Here is a 14,368-nt window from a genome sequence, read left to right as displayed (position 1 = left end):
CAGCTAATAAGGCCACAACGGGTCTAATTTTCATTTAAATATAATGTACCGTTGGCTTTAATTATTTCTAACCATTGTTCAGACATGGCGAATGCCGTATCAATTTCCTTTGCCGTTAACTGCGAATGCAGCTTTTGTTGATAGCGCGAATACCTGTTATATGTTTCGTTGTTCTGAGTCAGCTCGAGAATTAATTGATTAAATCCAAAGGACTTAACATAACCATCTCCTCCCAATTGTTGTGCTCGGTTCATACGAGAAAGCCTGGTTAATGCTCTGATACTTCCATTTTGTGCTGCTCGCTGCAAAAATCCTATTTTCTGCTCAATAAAATTGTCACGTATTATTATAAATTCTTCTCGCTCGAGTCCTTGGTAACCCTGAGATTCCATGAAGAACTCAGGAGTGATGTTACCAATAACTTCCTGTGCGGCTACGTAGCCATCGTTTGCTGCGGCTTGAGAGTAATGATAAAACTGCTTGCGTTGGTTTTTTTCAATGCCAGAGCAATACTCATACTTTTGTGTAATCTTAGCCACCGCGACTTCACTATCGCTAAATTCGTAGGCTTGCGCTAAGCTCTTTTCAAGTGCCAGGTCATCGATGGGACTGTTGTAACAATACCTAAGATTCATAGCTAGAATATAACTTGCCTCACTATCTCCGTTTGCTGCCGCGCTGCTAAGTCTTTCGAGCTGAACAATTAACTTGCTTTCGAATATCCACTGGGGTCTGTGCATAACGACCATTTGATCATTTTTCTTGGCCGCTCTAGCTAGATTGGCCTTAGTCTTTAGAATAGCAGTAGCAGTGATTTCTTCAGCTTTGACTATCGTGCTTAAGTTTGGCGTCTTTGAGGAAATAAGTTCTAGATTCGAAGAATCAATTACTGGTGTGACACCAGTAATTTTTAAGAGAATTGTAGTTAAAAAAACTATCAAAATGATGAATAATAGCGATAACTTAATCCTGGTTTGAGTCATGAAGCACTTGTGTCCTTACCTAAGTTCTGTGTTTAAGTTGCTATAAAACGTTAATTGAGTTTTTTGTCTGTAGACAATTTTAGAACAAAAGGTGAGTACATTCAACCGTCTACATCAGTACAAACAGACCTAATTGTGGCTCTTTTAGTCAAGGTATGTTACTCCTCTGCATCATTTCACTTGTTAAGCTAATTTTCCTAAAGACCATTTTCGGAAGAGCTGTCGTTAGTCCATGCCGCCAAGTCATAGTGAATTTATAGTAAATAATTTTTTATTATTACCACAGCCTTATTAATTAAGACTCAACTCGGCTAACTGCAGTAACTCACAACATAAATATCAGTAAAATAAGCAAAGTTAATAGATACATTTAAGTCATTAAATTTTAACAACATACCTACCGATTTGGTATTGAGCTAACTTAAGAAAAGCGGATATAGCCCACTGTTTCTGATATCATCTTTAGCATAAATTATTAACTATTGGCTACTGCTCAAATATGATTACACTTTACGGGATTAAAAATTGCGACACGGTAAGAAAAGCGACTAAATGGCTTGAAGCCAACAGTATTGACCATCAACTTTATGATTTTAAAAAACAGCCGTTAACGGCTGAATTGTTAACTGACTTCGTCAAACAAAGTGATTGGTCATTGCTGTTAAATAAACGCAGTACCACTTTTCGTAACCTGCCTGACGAGATTAAAAACAATCTAACCGATGAGGTTATGTTCGCGGCAGTACTTGAACAACCAACCTTACTTAAAAGACCACTTCTGCCGTTAAATGGTGAACTTAATCTCGGTTTTAAAGCCGATCACTACCAGGCACTTTTCCACGTCAAATAATGATACTCCACCTTGAGCCTAGTTATTTAAAGCAAGTCATCTAAACGAATCTAAGAGTAGTTATTGTGAGTCAAACAGAACAAAAAAATGAAAGTGCGGTTATTGAATTAGCAAAAGAACTTATTAGTAGAGCATCAGTAACTCCTGAAGATGTTGGCTGTCAAAAACTCATGGCAGAGCGACTAGCCAAGCTCGGTTTTATTAATGAAGAGATGATCTTTGCTGATACCACAAACCTTTGGTCACGCCGTGATAGCACCCTAAACAAACAGGGTAATACTCAAACAACAGCTACTGAAAACAGTAATGACTTAGTCTTTTGTTTTGCCGGCCACACTGATGTAGTGCCTGCAGGTAACCTTGATTTATGGAACACACCTCCTTTTGAGCCAACTATTATCGATGGTATGCTCTATGGCCGTGGTGCAGCAGACATGAAAGGTAGCTTGGCGGCAATGATAGTGGCGACAGAGCGTTTTGTTAAAGACCACCCAGATCATCAAGGTGCAATCACTTACTTAATAACCAGTGATGAAGAAGGTCCCTTTATTAATGGCACCACGCGGGTTATTGATACCCTAGAAGCACGCAATGAAAAAATAACTTACTGTATTGTTGGTGAGCCTTCGAGTACTGATGCGGTTGGCGATATTGTTAAAAATGGTCGCCGTGGTTCAATTACTGCAGAGGTCGACATTAAGGGCAAACAAGGTCACGTTGCCTATCCTGAGCATGTCAGAAACCCGATACATTTAGCCATGCCAGCCTTAACTGAGCTCAGTCAGGTGGAATGGGATCAAGGCAATGAATATTTCCCGGCGACTAGCTTTCAATTATCAAATATTAATGCCGGTACCGGCGCGACCAATGTTGTACCGGGTCATCTCACGGCATTATTTAATTTACGTTATAGCACTGAATTAAATGACCAAATTATTGTTGAGCGGGTTGAGTCAATCCTTAACAAGCATCAACTTGATTATGATATTAAGTGGACTTTTAATGGTAAGCCATTTATTACCAAGCATGAAGACTCTGAGCACGGATTTCTCAATGCCGTAAGCCAAGCCATATACACTGTTACCGGTAAAAAAACCCAACTTTCAACCGCTGGTGGTACTTCAGATGGACGTTTTATCGCGCCAACGGGTGCACAAGTCATTGAACTAGGTCCTTGTAATGCCACCATTCATCAAGTGAATGAATCGGTTGCTTGTGAAGATTTAGAAAAGCTAGTAGATATTTATTATCATTGTTTGGTTAATGTTTTATGTACTCATAAAAATTAATACCAATTCCAATAATTTAATGAGATTGGTATAAGTTAATTCTATCGCTGTTGATAAGGTTCATTCTAAAATGCAGACTAACAACTGCCCCAATGCCGCTCAGGTATTGGGGAAAACCGAAGAACACCTTTATTATCTAAGTGAACGAGTGGCCATTCATCACAACATGAAAAGTGCCTTTACTGCAGTCGTCGCTGCAGCTCAATCAGAGGGTATTGAATTAAAGATAGCCAGTGGCTTTCGCTCATTTTCCCGGCAGTTAACGCTTTGGAATAATAAATTCTCCGGAAAAACCCCCATTAAGGATATTGCTGGCAATGTGGTTGATATTGATAAACTATCACCGCTTGAGTTAGTTCACAGCATATTGCTTTATTCTGCGCTGCCAGGGGCTAGCCGTCACCATTGGGGCTGTGACATAGATGTTTACGCACCGAATTTATTAGCTGATGGCTATCAACTTCAACTTGAACCTTGGGAGTACAGTGAGCAAGGACCCCTAGCAAAATTGTCTGCTTGGTTGGTGCAACACGCCCATCAATTTGGTTTTTACTTCCCTTACAAAAACTACCAAGGCGGAGTTGCCGAAGAGCCTTGGCATTTGTCTTATCTGCCGTTAGCACAGCAATACCAGCAAAACATTGACCTTAAAGAACTGGCAAAAACACTACAAAATAGCAGCATATTAGGTAAAGCGGTTATTATTGAGAATCTAGATGAGATAGCAAAGCGTTATATTAATAATGTCTGTGCTGCGCCATCAAATGTTATACTCAGGTAATGTTACGCCCGAAGTGGCATCAGGGTTAACTTAACTGAGAAAAATTAATTTAATCGACTTATACCAAGTTGATTAAATTGGTATTACACTTAACAAACTTGCAAGAGGCATTCCAATGGATAATTGGTTAGCTATTTTTATGATAGTGATAACATTTGTTATCATCCTAGGTAACTTGAGCACTTTTCAAAAAAACTCAAAGCAAAAAATGCGTAAAAAAGGTCTCAATGATTTAAAAGAAACGCTACCAAGAACAAATAAAAGCGTGCATAAAATGGCGCCGGTTGAGAAAAACAAACTTTAATCAATCGCTATCATTACAGAAAAGTTCTCCGGGTAAAATACCAATTCCATTAAATTATTGCCCACTTGTACTGGTTAAAATAATCCAAGCCTGCGTTGCTCTCAATCCCAATAGCCAGCTATTGGTCAATCGAGCGCCTTACCTTGAGTTATTTTTCTTTCGCACAACAAGATTCACAAACTTAATGGAACTGGTATAAGTTTACCGTCTTAACTTGAGTACGAAAACTAAATCTAGCCCATAAAAAAACTCCAACTAGTGGAGTTTTTTTATGCCGACAAATCAGCGGACAGCCTATTTTGTCGGTTTAATCGTTAAGGCAATAACTAAAAAACATCTCTAAATGATAAACCTTTTTCAATCACTGGGAAGATTCGCTCTAGCGACTCTATTGGCAACGGCTCACCAGCGGCATTATAGATAGTTACCGTTGTTTTCTGGTTAAGCTCATCAGCTGCTGATAAGACAAACTGGTAATGAGCATCACTGACATCAAGAGTCGGTACATCATCTCCCCAGATCATGTCCCAAACGCTACTTTCAGGTTTAACAAAGTCTACATAATAAATCTTTTTATCTTCATTAAGATCGGTAATGGTAAAACCATGTTTTTCAAAGAAAAGTGGCATATTGCCCCATAAATCGGCTAAGCCCATCTCAACCACATAAGCGTCTTCTTCTTCAACATTTTTACCGATAACCACAAGTTTTTCGTTTGCGCGCGTTAAGCGATCTGCACGTTGTTGAACACGATAGTTATAATCAACCGCGGCAATCAATTGATTAAGCATAGCTTTTTCAGCTCTTTGCTTATCAATTGGTCCCATTGTTTGACTACCACCACGTTCATCGGTTTGCAGAAAATCGACTAATGAAACCCGTAAAGAAACACTACGGCCATGTGACTTAGCTAATAATTGGTAACGAAAACGTAAACTTTTAGCGGATTGGATATCTTCGAAAATCCAACCAACATCAACTTCGCTGTGATACCACTCAGATTCAATAATGGCGGTTTTAATACCTTCACGCTTAATACTTGTTTCTTTTAAGCTTGTTGCGCCTTCAATCACCTTACCTAAGGTAACTTCAGTATCTTCTTCTATGTAGTGATAACCGACGTTATCTTCAACAAGCTCATCGATAACAACCTTTTCGATAAACGCCAATAAATCTTTATCTTCTAAAACTTTATCGAACCAGATAATCGCAATACCTGATTCATCAACCACGCGTGAAGAAGCAGCTACCGGCATGACCAAAGAAGGCGCTCTAATATCCATATCTTTACCAATAGGGCCTTCATGATTGATTTCATTCGTGACAAAAAACTTTTTGGCTTGCTTGGGTTTATCCAAATTAGCAGGAATCACGAGATTATTGGATTCAGGTGTGTCCTGATAATCAAAACTACCTTGGGCTTGTTTATTATTACCAGAACTACAGGCGGTCAGCGATATGGCTAACAATGATAAATAAAATACTCTACAACTCATTAAAACTCCTGTGGCTTAGGTTATTGATATTAAAAACCTACTAAGCTCACTAAAAAATATTCGATATAAGACAGGTTAATACCAATCGGACTAATTTATTCATCACTTAGCGAGAATTAAAAGGCTTAGAGGCAAGGCATTGGTTGAAGATAATAGTTATTCTATTGTCGAAACCAATAACGCCGCATGTCAACCTTTACCTTTTATTAGGTACTCGCCCATTGGGAGCTCGTCAGCAAACTGATAACATCACGAAATAAATGAAATATAGAATAATTATGTTTAACTCATTTCGCTTGTTTTAAGCTCGCTGATGTAGCTCTAAGCTAATCAATACATTAATCCGTTTGGTATATTATTGCGCCCCATGGTACTGTGCTGATTTTGCAAACACAAGTTATATGACCACAAAAATGTAAGATGATTCCAACTTTAATCGCGATCAGTTACAATGCGCCTTTCTTGTCAACTCAGGCGTAATTAATGTCACACTATTTAGTACTAACAGCAATGGGAGCAGACCGAACCGGTTGTGTTAGTGAATTAACTAAATTAGCAAGTGAATGCGAATGTAATATATTAGACAGCCGCATGGCTCTTTTTGGCTCAGAATTTACTTTTATTATGTTACTTAATGGTGATGCTAGAGCGATTAATAGAATTGAAGCCCGGATCCCTAAAGTTGCCCACACTTTAGATTTAGTCACTATGATGAAGCGCACTACAGGGCACAGAACCTTTGATTTGGTCAAACACTATCAAGTGCAATATTCAGGCATTGACCAACCAGGTATATTAAAGGTCATGACCGCTTTTTTTGCCACCCGAAAAATTGATATCTCTTCGTTAAAGTCTGAAATAGATCCCAAAACCAATAATATGAGCGCTAGCATATTGTTTGCTTTAACGGAAAAGATTAGCATTGATGAACTAGAACGTGATTTCCTTGAGCTCTGCCAACAAACCGATGTTCAAGGCTTTATCAAAAAAGCGACCAACAATTTATTGTAATGGTTTAAATTGTTTAAAAAATATTGGCCCCATAACTTTCACCCGTAATTAACAGTGAGCTTATAATGAATACTTTAAATGTTGGTGATAAAGCACCACTTTTCACACTAGCCAACGAAAATGATGAATCGGTATCTTTGGCTGATTATATTGGTAAAAAACAGGTACTAGTTTACTTTTATCCAAAAGCGATGACACCTGGCTGTACCGTTCAGGCACAAGGCTTACGTGATATTAAAGCGGAATTGAATGCATTAAATACAGTGGTTTTTGGTATCAGTCCTGATGAAGTTAAACGTTTAACTAAATTCTGCCAACGTGATGAATTAAACTTCTCACTTTTATCTGATGTTGATCATCAAGTGGCGGATGAGTTTGGTGTTTGGGGTTTGAAGAAGTTTATGGGCAGAGAGTACGATGGTATTCACCGTTTAAGCTTTTTAATTGGCCTTGATGGCACCATTACTCATGTTTTTAATAAGTTTAAAACCAAAGAGCACCATGATGTTGTTTTAGCGGTTTTGAATGAATTGAAATAATAGTTTCCAACACATTCATTGAAAACTAAAAGCCCTAAGCTAAGTGAAATTAGCTTAGGGCTTTTTTGTTGTTCTTGCGGTTTACACTTGATTGAATGGCGTTACTTTGTGCGTGATGCTAGGTAATCCGCGTAGTCTGGAATTTCAATGGCACTCTCTTGCGTCATCAGCTCAGAATCCATTAAAAAATTAGCGGTAGATTTATTGGTAGCGATCGGGATATTCCATACGGCAGCTAACCTTAATAGGGCTTTAACATCGGGATCATGAGGTACAGCATCTAACGGATCCCAAAAGAAAATCATTACATCAATTTTCCCCTCTGCGATTAACGCGCCGAGTTGTTGATCGCCGCCCATAGGACCAGAAAGTAAGCACTTCACCGAGAGTCCAAGCGTTGAGCTTAATAAAGTGCCGGTTGTGCCGGTAGCAAATAACTGATGAAAAGATAAATCCTCACGGCGATTTTTAGCCCAGTTAAGCAAATCAGCTTTTTTATTATCATGGGCTACCAGTGCCATACGTTTGTGCGCCGGCATGACTCTTTGGGTGTAAGCTAACTGCATTTTATGCCCTATAGTTAGGTGTGTTACTTAGTTAAAACTCTTAAGCTTCAGCCTCAGTATCGGCTTCAGGGCTTGATGACCAGGCATTGATAACGGCTTTAACTAATGTTGCTAAGGGAATGGCGAAAAATATGCCCCAAAACCCCCATAAACCACCAAAGAATATCACGGCAATAATAATAACCACGGGATGTAGGTCAACCGCTTCAGAGAAGAGTAAAGGCACTATAACATTGCCATCAATTGCTTGAATTATGCCATAAGCTAACATAACGTAACCAAACTCACTGCTAAGGCCAAACTGGAACAACGCCACTAGCATAACGGGAAAAGTAACCACGGTTGCACCGACATAAGGAACTAAAACAGATAAGCCGACCAGAAACCCCAGTAATAAAGCATATTGCAGATCAAGAAACATAAAGGCAATAGTGGTCGCCGTACCAACAATTATAATTTCAATAACTTTACCGCGGATATAATTTAAAATTTGTTGGTTCATTTCTTTACTTACTTTAATTGCCATTCGGCGCTCTTTAGGTAAGAAATAAGCAATACTTGTCATTAATTCATTCTTATCTTTCAAAAAGAAAAACATCATCAACGGTACAAGAATCAAATAAACCATTAAGGCGACAATATCAGAAATTGAGCTTAATGAGGCTTTAAGTGCCACCTGCCCCCACTCAAGTAAATTGTCATTAACCATGACGATAAAGCTCTCTACTTGAGCCGCATCTACCAGGTCGGGATATTTTTCTGGCAAGGTTAATAAGAAGCCTTGCCCTTGCGTTATCATATTGGGAACTTCTTGCAGTAAGTTACTGCTTTGTTTCCAAATAATGGGCATAAGTCCTAAGACAGCCAAAAGCGAAAAACTCAGAAAGGTAACAATGACTACAATCGTTGCATTAGAGCGTGACATAGAGCTTTTCATCAGCTTATTCACCGGAAGGTCGAGTAAAAAAGCCAACGCTATAGCCACAAAAACGGGCATCAACAGACTGCTAAATAAAGCAATAAATAGTGCGATACATATTAAAAGCACGACTAAGGTGACTGCATGTGGGTCTGAAAACTTACGCGTATACCAATCACTAAATAACTTAAACATAACTACCTATTTCTTATTTCTTACTTCATTGAGCATTTATTTATGCGCTAACACAAATTTCAACAATGCCTTTCTCGATGTGTGTCTTTTGATAATGATACCCCTGTTTAGTCAATAGCTTAGGGATATCATTAATGGAGCCAGTATCATTAATGGTGATAATGCATGTATCGCCTTGTTGCATTTTTTTTAATCGTAAACGTAATTGTATTAAAGGCACAGGACATTTTTCGCCTATACCGTCATATTTATAAACCATATATTTTAAAACAGCGCTTTAGTTTAATTCACTAATTTGCGACAATTAATCCACTGTGCTAATTCAAGTCATCATAGCCTACCTATAAGGGTAAGTCTTATGAAAAACAGCTTATTATCAGGAATAGTATCTAAATGCATTCATTAAGCCCAAAAGCTAACTTAAAAGAAATTAATGCTTATAAGAAGCATATAAATTGGGGTGAGGTCCCTGCTTTGTATCGTATGCTGTCATCATCAATTGGTGATTTAGATGGTATACTTACCCATGGATTTGATAGTGCTTATAAACAGATTTTAAACCCTAAAGTATGGAATTTGGCCTTTTTAGGCGCAACTAAAGCGATTGATGGTAGCGTGCAAGTTGAACGCAAACCGCAGATAAGTTTACGTCATGAGTTTAATGATATGGGCTATGAATTACATTGTTATCCTGTGGTCGATGGAGAGAGCATCACGCAAAGCATGATAAAAAAGCCCAACTGCCCTTTTGATGTTTGGTACCCTGAGCGGATGCAGATGCTTTTTCGGGTCAATAGTTTAGTGGCCTTTGGCGTTTACTGTTTTCAAAACGGTGATGAGGCTGATATCGCCTTATTAAAATACGCACATTACAAAGTTGAAGCATTAATATCAACATTAGGCGAATCTTTTCAAATTGTCATGGTCAAAGGCTATAGTATTGCCGAGTTTTACCAAGAAATAGCTAAAAAGAATGGTAATATCCTTACCCAAGAAAGTTAATGAATGTATTTAGCTTTTAATCACTCATGAATATTTCGATATTGAAGATAGGATGTAATATTGTTTAACCTAAAACCCATGCTAAATGCCTTATTACTAACATTAGGTGTTGCTGTGGCAACTAGCTTTAATGCTAGTGCTATTAATCAGAACAATAAAAATGAATTACCTGACATTGGTATCTCAGGCTACAGCGTTTTATCGCTAGATAAAGAGTTGAAAATTGGTCAAGCAATGATGCGTCAAATACGCGCCTCCCAACCAATTATTCAAGATCCCGTATTAATTGAGTACATCAATGACTTAGGCAACACTTTAGTAAAAAATGCCCAAGGGGTTAATTATGCCTTTGAGTTTTTCTTGGTTAATAATAATGAATTAAACGCTTTTGCTTTTTTCGGTGGTCATGTAGGTATTCATAGTGGCTTGATTACCACAGCAGATACCGAGAGTGAGTTGGCATCAGTTATTGCCCATGAGATATCTCACGTTACCCAAAGGCATTTGGCGCGTCGACTAGAGTCCCAAGGCCAAACCCAAAGTCTAACCATGGCAGCAATGCTTTCGAGCGTATTGATCACCTTAATAAACCCAGCCGTTGGTATGGCTGCACTAACTGCCAGTATGGCAGTATCACAACAGGCAAGTATTAACTATACACGCGGCAATGAAAAAGAAGCCGATAGAGTTGGTATCGCTTTATTAGCCAACAGTGGTTTTGATCCCCAAGGCGCGGCAAGTTTCTTTAATAAAATGTCGATAAAATATCGCTATGCAAGTAAGCCGCCAGCCATGTTGCTAACCCATCCCATGCCTCAATCTCGGATCACTGATGCTCGACAACGGGCATTAAACTACCCGGCAAGGCCTATGCCGCCTAGTTTGGATTTTGAGCTGACTAAAGCTAGATTAAAGGCTAGATACCAAAGTGATGCTGTATCAAACATCATTTATTTTAATCAACAATTGACCAAGAAACGTTATGCGTTAAAAGCAGCTGCACAATATGGTTTGGCTTTATCTTATTTTGAAAACAAGCAAATAGATCAAGCACAGCTGTTGCTCGAAGAATTAAGACAAACAGATAAAAATAATTTATTTTATGTCGATGCCTTAACGGATGTTTATTTAGCCAATAAGCAAGCGCCTGCGGCATTAAAAATGCTAGAACGATTAAATATGTTTATGCCTAATAATCAAATAGTCAGCTTAAACTACGCCAACGCACTGATGTCGGTTAAAGATTACGATCTTGGCGCTCAAATATTACAAGACTTCTTATTAGTCAACCCAGGTAACTTTATTGCCTATGATATTTTAACGTCCCTATACCGTGCAGAAGGAGAGGTAGGCTTAATGCATATGAATAGAGCTGAGGTTTATGCCTTATTAGGCGGTTATTCAAAAGCGGTAGATGAGTTACAAACCAGCTATACCTTCCTTGAAGAGAAGCCATTAATGCAAAAAAGAATAAAAGCCCGTATCCTGCAATTTCAAGAGCAAGAAAATCGCCTAAAACGTTTATAAATTGAACTTCACTGTGCCTTTAACCTAGCTAAAGTGTGCAGTGAGCTTATAATAGCTAAGCCTGCTTATATTTTTGGTGGGTTAATTATCAAAGGAAATCCATGTTTACTATTTACCATAATCCAAGATGTTCTAAAAGTCGTCAAACACTGGCATTACTTGAAGAGCAAGCGCAAAAATCACAACAAGAATTCACTATCGTTGAGTATTTAAAAGCGCCGCTGACCGTTGAACAAATAAAGTCATTACTAATACAACTTAATTGTACTGCTCTTGAGATGATGCGCCCAAAAGAAGCCGAGTTTACCGAACAAAACTTAAAGGGTGCTAGCGAAGAGACGCTTATTCATGCGATGTCGAATACGGCCAAGCTAATTGAGCGCCCTATTGTCACCAATGGCAGTAAAGCCATTATTGGTCGTCCTCCAGAAAATGTTTTAGCGTTTTTTTAACGCTAAATTAAAATATTACCTTCATCTAAATAAGCAGCCCAATGAATAAACAACGTCTTTCAACAAGCAATTATAAAAAAATAGCCTTAACTGGCTACTTTTCTTTACTTTTCTTTATGCCGTTATGGCTAATCGTACTCAGCCCAAGTGAGAGTTTAAGCATTCCAACATCCTTATTTATGTTTGTTTTACCGCTATTGTTCCCTTTAAAAGGTATGTTACAAGGGAACCCTTTCACTTATGCTTGGTCTAACTTTATTGTCTTAATCTACTTTTTACACAGCTTAACTACCCTTTGGGTCTTGCCAGCGGACAGAATATGGGCAATATTAGAGTTAGTTTTTGCTAGCACTATGTTTTTTGGTGCTAGCTATTACGCTAAATTCCGTGGTCAAGAGCTTGGGCTAAGCATAAGAAAAAAGAAAGATAATAAATAGCTGCCAAGGTTTTGTCCTTTTAAATTAAGAAGGAAGAAGTGAATGCGCTTGAATGTAGTTAGTAGTAAGCTGTTGTTATCGATGTCATTAGCCGTGTTTTTATCGGCTTGTGACAGTAACTCGAGTCAACCGGTAACAAATTACCCACTTGAAAGCATCATTCAACTTGATGAAACGCAAAGTGTCAATCAAAGCATAGATCTTCTTCTTCACTATCCTAATGACACTGTCAGTGATATTAGTTGGCAACAGACCGGCGGCGAAGCAGTTACCCTCTTAGCTAAAAACAGCAAGGTCATTTCTTTTACGCCAACCGTTGCCGGTGATTATAGTTTCAACGTCAGTTTCATCCTCAATAATGGCGCTAGCCAGACGTTAACAAAAAACATAACGGTTAACGAAACGCAGCATAAAGTTACCGCACGTTTTTCTCATGCGGTGTTAGCAGACAACAAGGTTTCGTTTCGCAGTACCCTTCAATCCTCTGTAGAGGTTAGTACTTTACGTTGGCAACAAATTGAAGGCCCAAATGTTAGCCTAACCACCGATAACAGCAATGGTGAATTAGCCATATTTTTTAATGCACCGCAAGTGACAGTTGATACTATTATTAGTTTTAACGTTTCCGCTACAGATAGTAATAATACTAGCTTTAACGATCAAGTGGCCGTGTTGGTAGAGCCAGTAGCCCCCATTAGCGATAATGCTTACTTTAGCGATCGAACTGCCAAAGTATTCCCTTATAATCCCAACAGTGCTTATGCCGAAAATTTAGTGAATTGTGTTTATTCGAATAGTCTAACCAGTTCATGTACGTTAACTCAAACACCATTACTCGCTGAAGAAGTAAAAAGCAGCTCTGCTTCACCTTCTGTGGCAACCATTATGGACAGAGTGGTAGTCTCACATCAATGGATGGGCGATAGATTTAAAGACTTCTTAACGCATAATGATGCGAATAATGATATTAAGAACTTGCTAAGAGCTACCACCGCCATTGTTATATCTTATGATGTCCGCCCTTCTTTTTACTGGGCAGCTACAGGCGCGATTTACCTAGATGCTGAAAACTTTTGGCTAACACCACAAGAACGAGATACCATTAATGAGGCGCCCGATTTTAGGGCCGACTTTGGTAATGACTTGCAATTTGTCATGCCTTGGCGTTACGTCAAAGACAATGACTATGCGAGCCAAAGCTTTAGTAGAACCGAACGTGTGACCCGCACAGCAGCAGATGCTTTATATCGCTTAACATCATTAATGTATCATGAGCTTGCCCATGCTAATGACTTTTTCCCAAGTAATGAATGGTATGTACACAGCAGTAATCAACGTGTACTCGATGCAGCATTGAGCTCTGACTTTGAATCAGACCAACTTGCTATTAGTTTACCTTTAGCGAGTCAGGAAATGCGTGACCTAGGACAAGTAAGTTTTGCCGGTGAAACCGCTAATCAAACACAGAAGAATTATTTACCTAGCGACATCGAAGGCTTCTTTAGCCCAGATAGAGCTAGCGACTTCTACGCTTATTCAAGTTTACGTGAAGATTACGCCATGTTGTTTGAAGAGTTGATGATGCAAAACCGCTTTGGTATTATTCGAGATGTTGCCATTACCAATCAACCTAGTGGTGAAAATGTCTACGCTAGTGATTACATAGTCACTTGGGGACAACGTGGCAGAATTGGCGATGATAAATTAGAGCAGAGAGTACTCTTTAGTGCCAGTCGAGTATTACCTGAATTTGACTCTCAAGCAGCTATGGCTGAAGTACCTACGCCGATAGCAATGGTAGAGGGAGATAACTGGATAGAGAACTTAACCATCAGCCCAACTAACGCATTAGAACAACTTAAAGGTTATGCCATTCCTAGTGGTTTCACCCGCTCTGGCTCCCCTTCCCTTGAGAAACAACACGAAATTTACTTTAATCGCTATTATGAAAAACCATTACCTAAACATTAAACAATACCCTATTAGGTAAATTGAACGCAAAAAAGCACGATTCATT

General features: G+C 38.8%; 16 protein-coding genes. 11 read left to right on the top strand and 5 right to left on the bottom strand.

Annotated features, from left to right (window positions below):
* Positions 1-23 precede the first annotated feature (23 nt).
* On the bottom strand, positions 24-983 hold the full coding sequence (locus tag F580_RS0110550; protein WP_019027696.1) for a sel1 repeat family protein: 960 nt from the start codon (positions 981-983) through the stop codon (positions 24-26).
* 499 nt (positions 984-1,482) lie between these two features.
* Here F580_RS0110550 and F580_RS0110545 point away from each other — a divergent pair, with 499 nt between their 5' ends.
* The 4 genes from F580_RS0110545 (at position 1,483) to F580_RS0110530 (ending at position 4,207) form a co-directional block, all read left to right on the top strand.
* Positions 1,483-1,833, top strand: coding sequence for an arsenate reductase (locus tag F580_RS0110545; protein ID WP_019027695.1), 351 nt, complete (start codon positions 1,483-1,485; stop codon positions 1,831-1,833).
* Positions 1,834-1,898: 65 nt separating this feature from the next.
* Positions 1,899-3,122, top strand: coding sequence for a succinyl-diaminopimelate desuccinylase (gene dapE / locus F580_RS0110540; protein ID WP_019027694.1), 1,224 nt, complete (start codon positions 1,899-1,901; stop codon positions 3,120-3,122).
* Positions 3,123-3,192: 70 nt separating this feature from the next.
* The gene (locus tag F580_RS0110535) at positions 3,193-3,903 is read left to right on the top strand and encodes a M15 family metallopeptidase (RefSeq protein WP_019027693.1); all 711 of its coding nucleotides are present in this window, start codon (positions 3,193-3,195) and stop codon (positions 3,901-3,903) included.
* 115 nt (positions 3,904-4,018) lie between these two features.
* On the top strand, positions 4,019-4,207 hold the full coding sequence (locus F580_RS0110530) for a hypothetical protein (protein ID WP_019027692.1): 189 nt from the start codon (positions 4,019-4,021) through the stop codon (positions 4,205-4,207).
* 326 nt (positions 4,208-4,533) lie between these two features.
* Here F580_RS0110530 and bamC read toward each other — a convergent pair whose 3' ends face one another.
* Positions 4,534-5,703 carry an outer membrane protein assembly factor BamC gene (bamC, locus tag F580_RS0110525; RefSeq protein ID WP_019027691.1) on the bottom strand — a complete coding sequence of 390 codons (1,170 nt, stop codon included), beginning with the start codon at positions 5,701-5,703 and terminating at the stop codon, positions 4,534-4,536.
* A 483-nt stretch (positions 5,704-6,186) separates the two neighbouring features.
* Here bamC and F580_RS0110520 point away from each other — a divergent pair, with 483 nt between their 5' ends.
* Both F580_RS0110520 and bcp read left to right on the top strand, forming a co-directional pair.
* On the top strand, positions 6,187-6,714 hold the full coding sequence (locus tag F580_RS0110520; protein WP_019027690.1) for a glycine cleavage system transcriptional repressor: 528 nt from the start codon (positions 6,187-6,189) through the stop codon (positions 6,712-6,714).
* Positions 6,715-6,779: 65 nt separating this feature from the next.
* The gene (gene bcp / locus F580_RS0110515) at positions 6,780-7,253 is read left to right on the top strand and encodes a thioredoxin-dependent thiol peroxidase (protein WP_019027689.1); all 474 of its coding nucleotides are present in this window, start codon (positions 6,780-6,782) and stop codon (positions 7,251-7,253) included.
* 101 nt (positions 7,254-7,354) lie between these two features.
* Here bcp and F580_RS0110510 read toward each other — a convergent pair whose 3' ends face one another.
* From F580_RS0110510 to F580_RS0110500, 3 genes are read right to left on the bottom strand one after another with little or no spacing between them, the layout of a single operon-like run.
* Positions 7,355-7,819 (bottom strand): methylglyoxal synthase, encoded by a 465-nt coding sequence (locus tag F580_RS0110510; protein WP_019027688.1) that lies wholly within the window; start codon positions 7,817-7,819, stop codon positions 7,355-7,357.
* Positions 7,820-7,859: 40 nt separating this feature from the next.
* Entirely contained in the window at positions 7,860-8,933 is a 1,074-nt protein-coding gene (locus tag F580_RS0110505; RefSeq protein WP_019027687.1) for an AI-2E family transporter, read from the bottom strand.
* A 40-nt stretch (positions 8,934-8,973) separates the two neighbouring features.
* On the bottom strand, positions 8,974-9,192 hold the full coding sequence (locus tag F580_RS0110500; RefSeq protein ID WP_019027686.1) for a sulfurtransferase TusA family protein: 219 nt from the start codon (positions 9,190-9,192) through the stop codon (positions 8,974-8,976).
* A gap of 134 nt (positions 9,193-9,326) precedes the next feature.
* Between F580_RS0110500 and F580_RS0110495 the strand changes: the two genes are divergently transcribed.
* The 5 genes from F580_RS0110495 (at position 9,327) to F580_RS0110475 (ending at position 14,322) form a co-directional block, all read left to right on the top strand.
* Positions 9,327-9,935 carry a hypothetical protein gene (locus F580_RS0110495; RefSeq protein ID WP_019027685.1) on the top strand — a complete coding sequence of 203 codons (609 nt, stop codon included), beginning with the start codon at positions 9,327-9,329 and terminating at the stop codon, positions 9,933-9,935.
* 60 nt (positions 9,936-9,995) lie between these two features.
* Positions 9,996-11,462 (top strand): beta-barrel assembly-enhancing protease, encoded by a 1,467-nt coding sequence (gene bepA / locus F580_RS0110490; protein WP_245560613.1) that lies wholly within the window; start codon positions 9,996-9,998, stop codon positions 11,460-11,462.
* A gap of 101 nt (positions 11,463-11,563) precedes the next feature.
* Positions 11,564-11,914 (top strand): arsenate reductase (glutaredoxin), encoded by a 351-nt coding sequence (arsC, locus tag F580_RS0110485; protein ID WP_019027683.1) that lies wholly within the window; start codon positions 11,564-11,566, stop codon positions 11,912-11,914.
* A 41-nt stretch (positions 11,915-11,955) separates the two neighbouring features.
* Entirely contained in the window at positions 11,956-12,351 is a 396-nt protein-coding gene (locus tag F580_RS0110480) for a DUF2069 domain-containing protein (RefSeq protein WP_019027682.1), read from the top strand.
* Positions 12,352-12,393: 42 nt separating this feature from the next.
* A complete protein-coding gene (locus F580_RS0110475) occupies positions 12,394-14,322 on the top strand; it encodes a hypothetical protein (protein ID WP_019027681.1) in 1,929 nt (642 codons plus the stop codon).
* Positions 14,323-14,368: the final 46 nt, after the last annotated feature.

It is taken from the genome of Colwellia piezophila ATCC BAA-637 (assembly GCF_000378625.1).
Taxonomy (GTDB): Bacteria; Pseudomonadota; Gammaproteobacteria; order Enterobacterales; family Alteromonadaceae; genus Colwellia; species Colwellia piezophila.
This window is presented reverse-complemented; position numbering and strand designations above follow the sequence as displayed.